Below are 15,746 nucleotides of genomic sequence, written 5' to 3'. Positions count from 1 at the left end.
CGTCACATCGATCTTGAAATTGCCTGTTCGACCACGGCCAGAAGCGAAGCGCACAAGCCCGTACGCTTCAAACTGGAATAGATGCTTCACCTGTACCAATTCGCAAGTTCCTGTAGAGCCTTGTGTCCGGACATCGCGCGGAAAAGATCAGGCACCGTGGCGTTTCCTTCCCGGAACAGGTTGATGCAGATTTCCGCAGCAATCATCAGATCAGGATCTTTCTTTGTCAGCGAAGTTCCCGAACGCCACATTTCAAGGGCTTCATCCAGAACGGCAAACTGATGGGGACCAAATCGGGTTTCAAAAAACGTCTTCATGCTTTTCAATTCGTTCGTCGGTGAGCCAATGCGCTGACGGCGGACGGCGGTCCGCCCAACGGCCGCGTAACGTCGTCGGCCTCATGAACTCTCTTGCTGTGGGTTTCGTTCCCTCGCCGGTATGGCTTTGGCACGGTCTTGATTCTCGGCGCGGTGATGGTGAAAATGTCCCTGGAAACGGAGCGGCGGAACGTTCGTGCCTTGGGCCTCAATGGTCGTCGCCATGCGGATAGACGCCCCGCAGCACTTCGTCAAAATGGCGGCTGACCGAACGGGTGCACTCGCAGGCAGTGGCCTCCAACCGCTGCGGGTCAGATACGGAAATACGGCTCCTTCGTGCTTCGATCACGCCTTTCGCCTTGAGGTTGGCGATCACCCGGCTCAAATAGCTTCGGCCTACACCCAGCATCGCCGCCATCTGTTCCTGCGTCAGCGAAATTTCCGTGTCGCCTGTCCGCTCGACGGCCGCCAGAAGCCATTTTGCCGTTCTCTGTTCAATCGAATGGGTCGCGTTGCAGGCAACGGACTGAAAAATTTGCGAGAGCAGGCAGTCCGCATATCTCGCGAACAAGGCACGCACGGAAGGCGAGCCGGATTTTATCTCCTCCAGTTCCCGCAAGCCGATGCGAAAGAAGCGACCGCCGCACTGCACCTCAGCACGGGTGTAGGCGGGCAGCCGGCCCTGGCTGACAAAGCCGCCGATGGCACCCTCCCGACCGACCATGGCTGTTTCGATCGCACGTCCGTCCTTCAGTACGACGAGATAGGAAATCAGGCTTGCGCCGCGGGGGAAATAGGCGAACTGCACCTCGTCCCCCGGTCGATGCAAAACCGTTCCCGGCTCGGCCTGCCACTCGCGCAAAAGCGGGGAAAGCCTGGCCCAGTCTTCAATCTTCAAGGCTCTGAGAAGATTGTTCTCAATGGTATCTTCCTGAAGTCTTTCAAAAGCTGTCATCGTCACATTCCTGTTTGCCGATGCCAGAACGCTCGATCTGGTGAAATGTTCACTAGTGGACAGACAAAAAGCGCTGAACGTCTAAAAGAGCACATTGAATGGCAATTGACGGGCTCATAATATCGTCCTCCGCAGCCTGCCAGAGAACGTCTTTTTGAAGGAGGGGCGCGTGATGGACTCTTCCTCCCGTGATTGCAGAACACTCCGAGCACTCAGGAAAGTGCGTTCTCGCGGAGCAGCGCAAACAACCCCGAAACCAACCGACTGTGAGCAATCCCCGATGAATTTGACACGTTGCGATCAGGAACCGATCCATTTGCTTGGGCGTGTTCAAGGGTTCGGATTTCTGATTGCGGTGACGGCGGATTGGGTGGTCACTGCCGTCTCCGAAAATGTCGGTGCTTTCATTCCATCGTCCGCCAGCGAACTCCTGGGCACCAAGGCAGACAGCTTTCTGTCCCCTGCAACGATCCATGAGTTTCGCAATGTGCTGCAGCATGTGAAGCCGGGCGCTTATCCGGAAACGGTCCAAGGCGTCGTCGTGGCAGATGTGCCCTTCGATGTCAGCATCGGGATTTCAGGCGACGTCATAATGATGGAGTTCGAACCCCATGTCGGCGTTGAACGCGTGTCTCGTTATGTCTCCGATGTGCAGTTTGCCATCAAGCAAATGACCGCGCTTCCTGATCTTGAGGAAATCCTCGCGCATGCTGTGCGCTTTTGCAGCGCCTTCACATCGTTTGACCGCGTTATGGCCTACCGGTTTTTACCGGATGGCTCAGGCGAGGTCGTGACGGAACAGGCGGTTTCGGAAATGGAGCCATTCCTCGGCCTTCGCTACCCCGCGACGGATATTCCGAAACAGGCCCGGGCGCTTTATGTTCGCAACCCGATCCGCATCATATCGGACAGTCACGACATCGGTGCGCTCATCCTTTCAGAGGAGGCCACCGGGAACCCGTCGCTGGATCTTTCGGCAAGCGTGCTGCGGGCGGTCTCGCCAACCCATCTGGAATATCTGCGCAACATGGGGGTCGCAGCCTCGGCCTCGGTTTCAATCATTGTCGATGGCAAGTTATGGGGGCTGCTCGCCTGCCATCATCGACAGCCCCTGACACTTGCCATAAGTCATCGAAACGCTCTGCTCCTGTTCGGGCAGATGCTGTCACTGGTGCTGGAAAGCAGGCTCGCCCAAACCGCTTCGGTTTATGAACAGCTCTCAAAAACGCTGCTGGACGCGATCGAGAAAGCCGCGGCCCTATCTCCGAATATCGTCAATGTCCTTTTGGACAATGCCGAGCTGGCTTGCCGCATTCTTGAAGCAGACGGCATGGCGATCATTGTCAATGATGGCGTGACTGCGATCCACCGCACGCCGACGGTGAGCGAGATAAGAGACATAGGGGAGAAGCTGAACAGTACGGAACCGGGCAGGATCTTCAGCACCAGCGATCTCGCCCGATGGCTTGCAGAGACGCAGGGCATAACAGAGCGTGCTGCCGGCCTTCTGGCCATTCCGATATCAAGCGCGCCGCGCGACCACTTGCTGTTTTTCCGAAGCGAGATCGCGAAACAGGTTCACTGGGCCGGCAACCCGGAAAAACCGGTGGAAATGACCGGCGCTGATCAGCGTCTCAGCCCACGGCGGAGCTTCGAACTCTGGAAGCAAACCGTTCGGGGCCAAAGCAAGGATTGGGACGCGACGAAAATCCAGGCGGCTGAACGATTGCGCGTCGTCATTCTGGATGCCGTTCTCCGAACGGTGGATGAAACCGCCAGGCATCGCAGGCTGACCGTGGAGCGGCAGGAGATTCTGATTGCCGAACTCAACCACCGCGTTCGCAATGTGCTGACGCTGGTGCGCAGTCTCATTTCACAGACCAACAGGGAGGCCATGTCGACGGAGGATTATGCCTCCGTTCTCGAAGGCCGTATCCAGGCGCTTGCGCGCGCGCATGATCAGATCACCCGGAACAACTGGTCCCCGGCACCATTTACATCGCTGGTCGCGACCGAACTGAAGGAGCATCTCAATGGAAAGGGTCCTCGCCTTTTCATCCACGGCGATGACGCGCTCCTTACGCCATCGGCCTTCTCCACCATGGCGTTGGTCATGCATGAACTGGTTGCGAACTCTGCGAAACACGGTGCCCTGAAGACCGAACTCGGGACCGTCTCGATCACGCTTGCGCGCCAGCCGGACGCCTCCCTTTCGGTTTTGTGGCAAGAGGCTGGCGGTCCGCCGGTCGCCCAACCGCAAAGAAGAGGGTTCGGAACGACCATCATCGAGCGCTCTGTTCCCTACGAATTGCACGGCACGGCACAACTGGAGTTCGACGTGGACGGTCTCCGCGCGCAGTTCCAGCTCCCGGCAGGCCATGTTCGCGATCTGCCCGCGCTTTCTGCAAAGCGTAAAGCCGCCATCAAACCGCTCGCAACCGGTGCCGGGACACATATCGAAGCGCCGGCCCATGTTCTTCTCGTGGAAGACAACATGATTATCGCGATCGATGCGGAAGACATGCTGCAGCAGCTCGGTGCGACGAGTGTGACCATTGCCTCAACGGTCAGGGAGGCGTTGGCCATGGTTGCGTCGAGGCCGTTCGACATGGCGCTTCTCGACATAAATCTGGGAACGGAAACCAGTATTCCGGTTGCCATGGCGCTCCGGGAGAAGGGCATTCCCTTCGCGTTCACGTCCGGCTACCGCGACGACAACGCCTTGCCGGCGGCGCTCCGGTCAAGCATGGTGCTAGGCAAGCCTTACGACAAGGACTGTCTGCAAACCCTGATTGGCCTTCTGAGAGGCACAGGAGGCTGAACGGATTTGGAGTGCGCCGGGCCATAGGCGTTAGACTTGGGGTGCGTTCGGAAATTTCGGTTTTCAGTCCACTGTGCCGGAACAATTTTGCGTGCGACGCATTTCCGACTGTATGAGAAAAACAGCCCAGACCAAAAGAATAGTTACGCGGAAGATGGTGTACTTCATCATCACCCTTTTCGTCGTCGGTGCGATTATCGCGGGTCTATACCTTGCGTTGCTGCCGCCGGGAGAAGTGCAGCCTCTTTCCTGAGCGCATCCGTAACAGTTTCGCAATTCTATCGTTTCGAATACGATCCCGGTGAGGCACATTATGGTGGCGCGTACACTGTTGCAGTTTTTCCATTGGTACTATCCCGATGGCGGCCACTTGTGGCGCGAATTGGCGGAAAAATCATCGGATCTGGCGCGGATGGGCATCACCGACGTGTGGCTGCCACCAGCCTACAAGGGCGCGGCGGGAGGTTTCTCCGTCGGTTACGATACCTATGATCTGTTCGATCTCGGCGAGTTTGACCAGAAAGGGAGCGTCGCCACGAAATATGGTGATCGCAGCGCCCTCGAGCACGCCACCCGCGCATTGAAGGACAATGGTCTGCGCGTCATCCACGATGTGGTGTTCAATCATAAAATGGGAGCCGACGAGAAGGAGCGCGTGCATTTGCGGCGCGTTAATCCCGATAACCGCACGGAAATCGATGACGACACCTTTGAAGCGCTCGCCTACACCCGCTTCACCTTTCCCGGACGCAAGGGCCGGCACTCGGAATTTGTCTGGGACATGAAGTGCTTCAGCGGCGTCGATCATGTGGAAGATCCCGATGAAGACGGCATTTTCCGGTTGGTCAACGAATATGGTGATGGTGAGTGGAACACCGAGGTCGACCAGGAAAACGGCAATTTCGATTATCTGATGGGCGCCGATGTCGAGTTTCGCAATCGCGCCGTTTACGAGGAACTGAAGTTCTGGGGACGGTGGCTGGCGGAGCAGGTTCCGGTCGATGGTTTTCGTCTTGATGCCGCAAAGCACATTCCGGCGTGGTTTTTCCGCGACTGGGTCGGGCACATGCGCGAAACCGTGGACAGGGAACTGTTTGTCGTCGCGGAATACTGGCATCCGGATATGGACGCGCTGAAGACCTATCTTGAGTTGGTCGACCAGCAACTCATGCTGTTCGATGTCGCCTTGCACCACTCGTTTCACAGGGCGGCGCGGGAAGGCGAGGGGTTCGACCTGCGGACCCTGTTTGACGGTTCACTCGTCTCCAGCGAACCCGATCATGCCGTTACCCTGGTCGACAATCACGATACGCAACCTTTGCAGGCTCTGGAGGCGCCCGTCGAGCCATGGTTCAAGGCACTCGCCTATGCGCTGATCCTGCTGCGCGAGCAGGGCGTGCCTTGTGTCTTCTACCCGGATCTGTTCGGCGCGAGCTACACGGATACCGGTGGCGATGGAGACGATCACAGGATCGAGATGCCGGCCATTGCGTGCCTTCCCAAACTCATCGAGGCGCGTCAGCGCTTTGCCAACGGCGGCCAGACCGACATATTTGATGACGCCGGCTGCATCGCCTTTGTCCGCCACGGCACGGAAGACGCGCCGGGTTGTGTGGTCGTGATGACCAACGGTCCAGACACCGGTAAAAGTATCGAACTCGGTCCGGATCACGCATCCACAGCATTCGTCGATTTCCTGGGACATCGATCCGACGAGGTCGTGACCGACGACAAGGGCGCGGCGATGTTTCCGGTTGCGGGTGGCAGCGTCAGCGTATGGGTCCGCAAGGACGCCGTTTGACACAGTGCATCCCTTGACGGTTTGAGCGGAACGGCCGGGCGCGTGGCGGAAGGAGAAGCTGGTTATGCGTCACACCACACCATCTGACATCACGGAAGAAGACGCGGATGAAGATCTTCTTCGCGCGGCGGAGCAGACCGACGTCAAGCCTGGTTTTCCCGAACTGTTCTTCGATCTCGTTTTCGTCTTTGCCCTTATCCAGCTTTCACACGGTCTCACGACCCATCCCGATGCCACAGGATTTGCACGGGCCGGCGTCCTGTTTCTGGCCCTCTGGTGGGTCTGGGTACAGACCACCCTGACGATCAATCTGCTCGACGTGCGCAGGAAACAGGTCCATTTCCTCCTCTTCGGCCTGATGTTCGGCGGACTGGTCATGTCGATCGCCATTCCCGAAGCATTCGAAGGCGATGGCCTGCTTTTTGCCGTCGCCTATGTCGCCATGCAGGCGGCGCGAACGCTCTTTTCGCTCTTTGCCCTTCGCAATGCCGAACACCCCGCCCGCATGACCTTTATCCGCAGCGCCGTCTGGCTCGCGGTTTCGGGCGTGCTCTGGATCGTTGGCGCAATGACAGAACCCGAGATGCGATTGTGGTTCTGGCTGGTCGCGATCCTCATCGAATACATGGGACCCGTTCTGAATTATTATCTGCCCGGTCTCATGACCGCGGAGGCGGGCGCCAGCCTTGATGTCTCCGGCGGGCATTTTGCCGAACGGGCTGCTCTCTTCGTCATTATCTGTCTTGGGGAAACGATCCTTGCCACGGGGCGGACGGCGGCCGAAAAGATGGATTCAGTTCTAACCCTGCCGCTTCTCTGCGTTGCCTTTACGACTACGGTTCTGATGTGGTGGGTCCACTTTCACGATGGGCAGAGGCAGACGGCGCGCAAGGCGGAAACCACGACCGATCCGCAAAAGACCGTCGAACATCTCTTCATCTATGGCCATTTCCCGATTGTCGCCGGGATTGTTCTCGCCGCCGTCGGTGAGGAGATGAGCCTCGAACATCCCGACGCCACGGCAAACCTGCCGGCAACCCTTGCCATCGCAGGCGGACCGGCGCTTTTCCTCGCGGGATCGGCCCTCACCAAATTCCTGGCAACGCGTGCCGTTCCGCTGTCGCATTGCGCCGGCATTGCTGCTCTGGCCATCCTGGCTCTCGGCCCTGACATGCCGTATCTGATGATCCAGGGCGCAACGGCATGCGTGCTGCTGACTGTTGCCTTCTGGGAATATCTGGCGCAACGCAGTACCCTGCCAGACAGGGTCTGAGGCGCTTTGACTTTGGGTGCGGGCTCAATGGCGAATTGGAACAGTTGATCTGGGCTGGAAGAGGGGCAAGATGTTGAAAACGGCCTTTGCGACCATCAAGTGTTCGACACCGGAAGCGCGTCGCTAAGGCGCAGCAAGACATCTTCACAGCGAGAGAATTGTCGTGACAGAGCGGTGAACATGCCTGCTTACGCGCTCCAGATGATCTGCGCGCGTCCCTGAACCTTGGCGGTGTAGAGGGCCTTGTCAGCCCGCGCCATCAGGTCATCAAGAGTGGCATGGCCTTTGTGATGGGTCGCGCCGATGCTGGCGGTCAGGAGTGTATGGGGTGAACCCTCATGCGCGATCCGTGTGTCGCTCAGCCGTTCGAGTGCCTCGCAGAAGAGCTTGTGGCCGGCATCTTTAGTCGTTTTATAGAGCAGGACGCAGAATTCCTCGCCGCCCGTGCGCGCCACGATATCCATGGGGCGACGGGCGATTTCAGCCAGCGAACGGCCGACGAGCCGGATCACGGCATCGCCTTCCATGTGACCGTAGCGGTCGTTGAACTTCTTGAAATGGTCGATATCCACCATCGCCACGACGACATCGTCGGCATTCCGCGCGGCCTGGCGCAGAACGGTGTCGGCATGGGCGGCGAGCCAGCGGCGGTTGGGAAGCCCGGTCAGAGGATCGGTTGTGGCTTCGAGCGCAGCCTTGCGCTGGAGCAGAAAGTTGAAGCGGGCAGACCGCTCGCGCAGGAAGCCGCCGATGGCGGCGACCGGAATGGCCATCAGCAGGATGGCGGCAAGTTGCAGTCGTTCGGGGCCGGGGCGCAGGTCGGAACCCGACAACAGGAAGGTGGTGCCGATGAAGGCCACGATCATTGCGCCGGCAACAGCCCGGTAGAAGGTGAAGCCGAGCGGCATGAAGGCCGCGACGACGACGACGATCAGGGAACTGTCGACGGCGATGACGCCCTTTAACCGGGCGATGTGGGCCGTTGTCGCGGCCACGGCGCCAATCGCCACATAGCCGAACCAGTAGAGCGCGTCATAGTGAAATCTTGGATTGCGAGCTTTCAGGATGCCGATCAGGAGAACGAGCCAGATGGTCCAGCGGCCGCCGAGCCATAGCCGGACCTGCCAGTCGATGTGGTTCCAGAGATTGGCATCGGACAGACGCTTGAAGTCGAGAAGGGCGAAACCCGTCCAGACGATCAGTCCGAACATCGCGCAGATGCGCGCGGCTCCGCGCTGCTCGTCGATCACGGCCTCGCGGTACTCGGCCTCGAGTTCAGGCTCGAAGGCAAGATATTGAAAGCCGGACGCAATCTGCCTGGAATAGCGGTCCTGCTCGAAGTTGCGCCATGTCACGGATGATGTGTCGCTCTCGGGGAGTAATCGAGAGCGCTTCTAATCGCTGAAGCTGCCCCGAGGCTGACCTCTGGTCCGGCCTGTTAACTCTCCAGCCAGCGGCGGCCGGAAGCGGTGAGGTGCTGGTGCATGGCCGCCTGCGCACCGAGAGGGTTTCCCGCTTCGAGGCAGGTGAGGATGGTTTCGTGCTCTGCGAGCGCCTGCATCCATGTCTCTGGTGTTTCAAACCGGCCGCGAATGCGATCGGACATCGGGCTGTGCCGCTCATCGAACAGGTTTGCGACCATTTCCGCCAGCACGGTGTTACCGGCCCGCTCGGCAATGGCGAGGTGAAACTGGCGGTCCTGCTCCATCGGTTTTCGCCCCACATCGATCTCGTGGCGCATGGCGTCGAGAATGCCGCGCAGTTCGTTGAGCGTCTCCTTCGTTATCGCGACGGAGGCTTGCACGATGACCGCGCTTTCGATGACGGCGCGGGCCTGCATCAGTTCCATCGGGCTTTCACCCAGCGACCGGTTGGTCTGGGTGGGCTTGACAGCTGTCAACACATAGATGCCGGAACCCATGCGAATCTCGATCGTGCCGTCGATTTCCAGCGCAATCAACGCCTCGCGCAGCGAGGGCCGGGAAACGCCTAACGTCTGGGCCAGTTCGCGTTCCGCCGGCAGGCGTGACCCCGGTGGATATGGGTTGTTCTGGATGAGCTGGCGTACCTGGTCGGCAATCTGTTGATAAAGGCGTCTGGGTTCGGTCATTTTTGGTCAGGCCAATTGTCTGTAGAACTGCGTTGAAAGCGACTAGACTCGCAAAAATGGATCAATGCAAGTTGATTTTAAAAAATTGGCTTGACCAAAAGTCGAATGCACGCCTAGTTATGCCGCAGGAAAGTCGAGGAGGCTTTCACGCGAAGGAGGTAATCGCGATGGGAGGAATGCCGCTTGCCGCTGGTGGGCGTGAGCCTGCGCGCCTGCTTTTGGCGCTGGAGGGGGTCACCAAAGAGTTCCCTGGCGTCAAGGCTCTGCAGGGTGTCAGCTTCGATCTTCGGGCCGGTGAGGTCCATGCGGTTTGCGGCGAGAACGGCGCCGGCAAATCCACGCTCATGAAAATCATCAGCGGTGTCTACCAGCGCGATGCCGGCGAAATCGTCTACAAGGGCGAGACGGTGCGCTTTACATCGACGCTTCAGTCGGAAGCGGCGGGTATTGCCATCATCCATCAGGAACTCAACCTGATCCCTCATCTCTCCGTCGCTGAAAACATTTATCTGGCGCGCGAACCGCGCCGCGGATTTCTGGTCGACCGCCGCAAGCTCTACGCCGATTCAAAGCGCTGTCTGGATCGGCTGGGCGTCGATATCGATCCGAACGCGCTGGTGCGCACGCTTTCGGTCGCCCAGTGCCAGATGGTGGAAATCGCCAAGGCGCTGTCGCTCGATGCCTCGGTGCTGATCATGGACGAGCCGACCTCTTCGCTCACCGAGCAGGAGGCGCAACTTCTTTTCCGCGTCATCCGAGACCTGAAAAGCCAGGGCACGGGCATCGTCTATATCTCGCATCGGCTGGACGAGATGGCCGAAATCGTCGACCGTGTGACAGTGCTGCGCGACGGGCGCTACATCTCCACCGACGATTTCAATGCAATCACCGTCGATGACATCGTTTCGCGCATGGTTGGCCGTTCGCTGGAAGAAAAATTCCCGGCCCCCACCCGCCAGCCGACGAAGGACGTCATCTTTTCCGTTTCCGGCCTCACCCGGCGCGGTGTGTTCTCCGACATCGGTTTCGAGATCCGTCGCGGTGAAATCCTCGGCTTTGCCGGGCTGATGGGGGCAGGGCGAACGGAGGTGGCCCGCGCCATTTTCGGGGCCGATCCCTTCGATGCCGGCACCATCACGCTCGATGGCAACCGGCTGATGATCACCGACCCGCGCTCGGCCATCGATGCGGGCATCGCCTATCTCTCGGAAGACCGCAAGGCGCAGGGGCTGGCGGTGAAAATGCCGGTCGACGCCAACCTGATGATGGCCAATATGGAAGCGATCGCCAACCCGTTCGGTGTCATCGACCGCGAACTGCATCGCCAGTCCAGCCAGCATTATGTCGATCTGCTCAGCATCAAGACGCCGACGCTTTCTCAGCCGGTGCGTCTGCTTTCGGGCGGCAACCAGCAGAAGATCATCATCGGCAAATGGTTGTTTCGCAAGCCGAAGATCATGTTCTTCGACGAGCCGACGCGTGGCATCGATGTCGGTGCGAAATTCGCGATCTACCAGATCATGGACGAACTGGCGGCGCGCGGCATCGGCGTCGTGCTCATCAGTTCCGAACTGCCGGAAATTCTCGGTCTTTCCGACCGCGTGGCCGTTTTCCACGAAGGCCGCATCACCGCAACGCTGACGACGCGCCAGACGTCTCAGGAAGAAATCATGCTTTACGCCTCCGGCCGCAGCCGGCACGGCGAGTGAGGACCGTTATCATGGCCGATACCACCACGGGCACACCGCAGGCGTCACAGCGCAAGGGGTTGAGCGACAGGCAGAAGGATATCATCCAGAAATTTGCAGCGCTCGGCAGTCTTGTCATCCTTGCCGCCGTCTTCGCCGTCACCTCCAGCGCCTTCCTGACCGTCAACAACGGCATGACCATTGCCCTGCAGGTCACCTCGATCGCGTTGCTCGGCATTGGCGCCACCTATGTCATCATCACCGGCGGCATCGATCTGTCGGTCGGCTCGGTGCTGGCGCTGGCGGGCGTGGTTGCGGCGCTGGCGGTCAAGGAACTGGGCATGCCCATCTGGATCGGCATGCTGCTCGGCATTCTCACCGGCTCGGCCTGTGGCGTCATCAACGGCATCGTCATTACCAGGCTCAAGCTGCCGCCCTTCATCGCCACGCTCGGCATGATGCTGATTGCGCGCGGCGTCGCCCTCCAGATCACCGGTGCGCGCGCCGTTTCCGGTCTTGGCGAAAGCTTCGGCGTGCTGGGCAACGGTTCGCTGTTTCGCATCGAAAGCATCGACGACCAGGGCTTCCCGGTCGTCAGCTTCCCCGGCATTCCCTATCCCGTGGTGCTGATGATCGTAATCGCCATCGGCGCGGCCTTCCTGCTGAACCGCACCGTGCTCGGTCGTCATATCTATGCCATCGGCTCGAACGCCGATGCAGCGAAGCTCTCCGGGGTCAATGTCACCCGCATCACCGCCTTCACCTACATCGTTTCGGGAACGCTGGCCGGCCTTACGGGCTGCGTGCTGATGTCGCGCCTCGTTACCGCCCAGCCAAACGAAGGCGTGGCCTATGAACTCGACGCGATTGCCTCCGCGGTGATCGGCGGCACGTCCTTGATCGGCGGTGTCGGCACGATTTCCGGCACGTTCATCGGCGCCTTCGTCATCGGCATCCTGCGCAACGGCTTGAACATGAACGGCGTATCCGCCTTCACCCAGCAGATCATAATCGGTCTCGTCATTCTCGTGACGGTCTGGATCGACCAGATCCGCAACCGGAAATAACGCCGAAGCAATTCCAGCAAAAGTGTGAAGCGGTTTTGCGCCTGGAATTGCGACAGAACAAGGGAAGGGGAGGAGCCTTCCCCCGTGTCGGGCCCCGGCAGGGTCCGTTCTTTGAGGAGGAAAACATGCGTAAACTCGTTCTGGCCCTCACGGCCTCCGTCTTCGCCCTCGCAGGCGCGGCAAGCGCCAATGCCGGCGAAATCGCCGTCATCGTCAAGACGGTCAATTCCACCTTCTGGCAGAATGTGCAGAAGGGGGCGGATGCCGCCATCGCCAAGCAGAAGGCCCATACCATGACCTTCCAGGGTCCGGCTGCGGAATCCGCCATCGCCGATCAGGTGAACATGGTGGAAAATGCCGTCAATCGTAAGGTCGACGCCATCCTGCTCGCCCCGTCCGATCCGGATGCGCTGGTGCCGGCGGTGAAGAAGGCGTGGGAAGCCCGCATTCCGGTCGTCATCATCGACTCCATGCTCTCGAAGGACGCCGAGAAGTACTACCAGTCCTTCCTCGCCACCGATAACAAGGCTGCCGGCGCGCTGGCCGCCAAGGCGATGATCGCCAAGGTCGGCACGGAAGGCAAGATCGCCGTCATGTCCTATGTGGCCGGTGCAGGCTCGGAAATCGGCCGCGTCGGCGGCTTCACCGACTATATCAAGGCCAACTCCAAGCTTGAGATCGTCGGCCCGTTCTATTCGCAGTCGCAGATGGCGACCGCGCTGAACCAGACGACCGACGTTCTCGCCGCCAATGCCGATCTCAAGGGCATCTTCGGCGCAAACGAGCCGACGGCCATCGGCATGGGCCGCGCCATCAAGCAGGCCGGCAAGGCTGGCAAGATCGTTGCCATCGGCTTCGACGGCAATCAGGACCTTCAGGAATTCGTGAAGGACGGCACGCTGGAAGCGACCGTCGTTCAGGGCTCCTACCAGATGGGCGAAAAGGGCGTCGAGGCCCTGCTGAAGCTGACGGCCAAGGAAAAGGTCGAGAAGTTCATCGATACCGGCGTTGTCGTCGTCACCAAGGACAACATCGACAAGCCGGAAGCCAAGAACGTTCTCTACTAAGTCGCTCCGATGCGCGGGAACTGCCCGTTCCCGCGCATCTTTCTCTTTCCCAATATTCCGGACGGACAGGACAATGCAGGTCAAGGACAGGCGCAGGCTGCGCAATCGCGACGTTTCCTTCACGCTGATGGGGCTCGGCTGCGCGCAGATGGGCAATCTCTATCGCTGGACGAGCTATCAGGAATCGCTGAGCGCCTTCGAGGCCGCCTGGGATGCGGGCATCCGCTACTTCGACACCGCACCGTTCTACGGCTACACGCGCTCCGAGCGCCGCCTCGGCACCATGCTGACCGAACATCAGCGCGATGATTACGTGCTGTCCACCAAGGTGGGCCGCGTCATGGTTCCCGATGAAAGCGTCGGTCCGGAGGAGGACGCCTATGCGCAGCCGCTGCCGTTCCGCCCGGTCTATGATTACAGCTATGACGCCATTCTGAAGTCCTTCGAGGCGAGCCGCCAGCGCATCGGCGTGTTCAGGCCCGACATCCTTTTCGTTCACGATATCGGCCGTGCCACCCATGGCGAAAAGCACGAGCATTACTGGACACAGCTCACGAAGGGCGGCGGCTTCAGGGCGCTCGGCGAATTGCGCGATGCCGGGCTGGTGAAGGCGGTTGGCCTCGGCGTCAATGAATGGCAGGCCGTATCGGAGGCGATGGATGAATTCGACATCGACGTGACCATGCTGGCCGGCCGCTACACGCTGCTGGAGCAGGAAAGCCTCGCCATGCTGGACAAGGCGAGCCGTCACGGCGTCGGCATCGTCGTGGCCGGAGCGTTCAATTCCGGTCTTCTCGCCGGTAACCGCAAGTTCAATTATGCAGAAGCCCCCGCCGATATTCTCGCCCGCGTCGAGACGCTCGAGACGGCGTGCAAGGCCGAAGGCGTTTCCATGCAGGCGGCGGCGCTCAATTTCCCGCTGCTGCACCCCGCGGTGGTCACGGTCGTTTCCGGGGCGCGCAACGGCGAGCAGATGCGGGCCAATATCGGCTGGTTCGAGGAGGATATTCCCGCCTCCTTCTGGAAGACCTTGAAAGACAAGGGCGTGATTTCCGCCGAAGCGCCGATCGGGGCCTGAGATGGTCATCGACGCTCACCAGCATTTCTGGCTGTTGAACGACCGGGCGGGCGGCTGGCCGCCACCGGAACTCACTGCCATCCATCGCGATTTCCTGCCGCAAGACCTCGTGCCGCATTTGGCCGGAGCCGGGGTTGAGGGCACGGTTCTCGTCCAGTCGCTGCCGAGCGTCGAGGATACGCGCTTCATGCTGGGGCTGGCCGAGAACAATCGCTTCATTCTCGGCGTCGTCGGCTGGGCCGACCTGAAAGCGGCTGATGCGCCCATTGTCATTGCCGAGCTGGCCCGGACCCCGAAGCTGAAGGGCCTGCGGCCCATGCTTCAGGACCTCGTCGAGGACAACTGGATCGATGATCCGGCGCTCGACCCGGCCATTGACGCCATGCGGGCGGCGGGGCTGGTCTTCGATGCGCTGGTTCTGCCGCGCCATCTGGCCTCGCTCGAAAAATTCGCCCGGCGCTATCCCGATCTGCCCATCGTCATCGATCACGGCGCCAAACCAGTGATCGCGCAAGGGCTTTACACTGAATGGCGCGCTGCCATGGCGCGGCTCGCCGACCTCGAAAATGTCTCCTGCAAGCTCTCCGGCCTTTTGACGGAACGGGGCGCACAGCAGCCGGAGGCGATCCGCCCCTATGCCGAGACGATCCTCGATCTGTTCGGGCCGGAGCGGGTGATCTGGGGCAGCGACTGGCCGGTGCTCGATCTCGCCGGCGATTATGCCGGCTGGCTTGCGCAGGCACGTGCCATCGTGCCGGAAGCGGCGCGGGGGGCGGTTTTTGGCGGCAATGCCCGCCGGTTCTACAAGCTTTGAAGGAGCACACATGCAGAGAATGGGCATGGTCATTGGCCTGCAGCCGGGCAAGGTTAAGGAATACAAGGAACTGCACCGGGCAGTGTGGCCGGAAATCCTGGCGTTGATCTCAAGCTGCAACATCAGGAACTACACCATCTTCCTCAAGGAGCCGGAGAACCTGCTCTTTGGGTACTGGGAATATCACGGCGCGGATTTCGAGGCCGACATGGCGAAGATGGCCGCCGACAAGCGGAACCAGGAATGGTGGTCCTTCTGCATTCCCTGCCAGAAGCCGTTCGAAACCCGCAAGGAAGGCGAATGGTGGGCCATGATGGAACCGGTTTTTCACCTCGATTGAACAGGAATTTCAGGCGATGACGAATAGACTTCACGGTCGGACGGTTGTTATCACGGCGTCGGGTCAGGGGATTGGACGCGCGAGCGCGCTTGCCTTTGCGGCGGCGGGTGCGACGGTTTACGCGACGGATGTGAACGAGGCAGCGCTTGCTTCGCTGGCGGGCGAGAAGAATGTGCGCCCGATGAAGCTCGACGTGCTGGATGGCGCGGCGGTCGCGGATTTCTTCGCCAGGGTCGGGCGCGTCGATGTGCTCTTCAACTGCGCCGGCGTCGTCCATGGCGGCACGGTGCTCGACATCACCGACAAGGATCTCGACTTCGCCTTCGATCTCAACGTCCGCGCCATGATCCGCACCATTCAGGCCGTGCTGCCCGGCATGCTGGAACGTGGCGATGGCACGATCATCAACATGGCC

The 15,746-nt window shown here is 60.1% G+C and carries 14 protein-coding genes; 10 read left to right on the top strand and 4 right to left on the bottom strand.

What is annotated here, in order from left to right; genetic code table 11:
• Window positions 1–86 precede the first annotated feature (86 nt).
• Window positions 87–317: a hypothetical protein gene (locus GGQ66_RS17510; RefSeq protein WP_183794039.1), complete on the bottom strand. Its 231-nt coding sequence runs from the start codon at window positions 315–317 to the stop codon at window positions 87–89.
• A 208-nt stretch (window positions 318–525) separates the two neighbouring features.
• The gene (locus tag GGQ66_RS17505; protein ID WP_370686382.1) at window positions 526–1,125 is read right to left on the bottom strand and encodes a Crp/Fnr family transcriptional regulator; all 600 of its coding nucleotides are present in this window, start codon (window positions 1,123–1,125) and stop codon (window positions 526–528) included.
• A 427-nt stretch (window positions 1,126–1,552) separates the two neighbouring features.
• On the opposite strand from GGQ66_RS17505, the gene GGQ66_RS17500 reads away from it, so the two are divergent.
• The 3 genes from GGQ66_RS17500 to GGQ66_RS17490 all read left to right on the top strand — a co-directional run bounded on the left by GGQ66_RS17500 (window position 1,553) and on the right by GGQ66_RS17490 (window position 7,167).
• Entirely contained in the window at window positions 1,553–4,093 is a 2,541-nt protein-coding gene (locus tag GGQ66_RS17500) for an HWE histidine kinase domain-containing protein (protein ID WP_183794037.1), read from the top strand.
• Between the two features lie 313 nt (window positions 4,094–4,406).
• Window positions 4,407–5,894, top strand: coding sequence for an alpha-amylase (gene amyA, locus GGQ66_RS17495; protein WP_183794036.1), 1,488 nt, complete (start codon window positions 4,407–4,409; stop codon window positions 5,892–5,894).
• Window positions 5,895–5,958: 64 nt separating this feature from the next.
• Window positions 5,959–7,167 (top strand): low temperature requirement protein A, encoded by a 1,209-nt coding sequence (locus GGQ66_RS17490; protein ID WP_183794035.1) that lies wholly within the window; start codon window positions 5,959–5,961, stop codon window positions 7,165–7,167.
• A gap of 188 nt (window positions 7,168–7,355) precedes the next feature.
• Here the strand turns inward: GGQ66_RS17490 and GGQ66_RS23395 are convergent, their stop codons facing one another.
• Entirely contained in the window at window positions 7,356–8,522 is a 1,167-nt protein-coding gene (locus tag GGQ66_RS23395) for a GGDEF domain-containing protein (protein WP_183794034.1), read from the bottom strand.
• An 83-nt stretch (window positions 8,523–8,605) separates the two neighbouring features.
• A complete protein-coding gene (locus GGQ66_RS17480; RefSeq protein WP_183794033.1) occupies window positions 8,606–9,277 on the bottom strand; it encodes a FadR/GntR family transcriptional regulator in 672 nt (223 codons plus the stop codon).
• A gap of 167 nt (window positions 9,278–9,444) precedes the next feature.
• On the opposite strand from GGQ66_RS17480, the gene GGQ66_RS17475 reads away from it, so the two are divergent.
• The 7 genes from GGQ66_RS17475 to GGQ66_RS17445 form a co-directional block, all read left to right on the top strand.
• Window positions 9,445–10,986, top strand: coding sequence for a sugar ABC transporter ATP-binding protein (locus GGQ66_RS17475; protein ID WP_183794032.1), 1,542 nt, complete (start codon window positions 9,445–9,447; stop codon window positions 10,984–10,986).
• An 11-nt stretch (window positions 10,987–10,997) separates the two neighbouring features.
• The gene (locus tag GGQ66_RS17470) at window positions 10,998–12,032 is read left to right on the top strand and encodes an ABC transporter permease (protein ID WP_183794031.1); all 1,035 of its coding nucleotides are present in this window, start codon (window positions 10,998–11,000) and stop codon (window positions 12,030–12,032) included.
• A 125-nt stretch (window positions 12,033–12,157) separates the two neighbouring features.
• The gene (locus GGQ66_RS17465; protein ID WP_183794030.1) at window positions 12,158–13,099 is read left to right on the top strand and encodes an ABC transporter substrate-binding protein; all 942 of its coding nucleotides are present in this window, start codon (window positions 12,158–12,160) and stop codon (window positions 13,097–13,099) included.
• Window positions 13,100–13,172: 73 nt separating this feature from the next.
• Window positions 13,173–14,177: an aldo/keto reductase gene (locus tag GGQ66_RS17460; protein ID WP_183794029.1), complete on the top strand. Its 1,005-nt coding sequence runs from the start codon at window positions 13,173–13,175 to the stop codon at window positions 14,175–14,177.
• A gap of 1 nt (window position 14,178) precedes the next feature.
• Window positions 14,179–14,991 carry an amidohydrolase family protein gene (locus tag GGQ66_RS17455; RefSeq protein ID WP_183794028.1) on the top strand — a complete coding sequence of 271 codons (813 nt, stop codon included), beginning with the start codon at window positions 14,179–14,181 and terminating at the stop codon, window positions 14,989–14,991.
• Window positions 14,992–15,001: 10 nt separating this feature from the next.
• Window positions 15,002–15,331, top strand: a complete 330-nt coding sequence (locus tag GGQ66_RS17450; protein WP_183794027.1) for an L-rhamnose mutarotase — start codon at window positions 15,002–15,004, stop codon at window positions 15,329–15,331.
• 16 nt (window positions 15,332–15,347) lie between these two features.
• On the top strand, window positions 15,348–15,746 hold a 399-nt coding region (locus tag GGQ66_RS17445; protein ID WP_183794026.1), incomplete at its 3' end, for an SDR family NAD(P)-dependent oxidoreductase.

This window comes from Allorhizobium borbori, assembly GCF_014196535.1.
In the GTDB taxonomy this organism is placed as follows: Bacteria; Pseudomonadota; Alphaproteobacteria; order Rhizobiales; family Rhizobiaceae; genus Ectorhizobium; species Ectorhizobium borbori.
The sequence above is the reverse complement of the archived record's forward strand: the minus strand, read 5'-3'. Positions and strand labels throughout refer to the sequence as shown.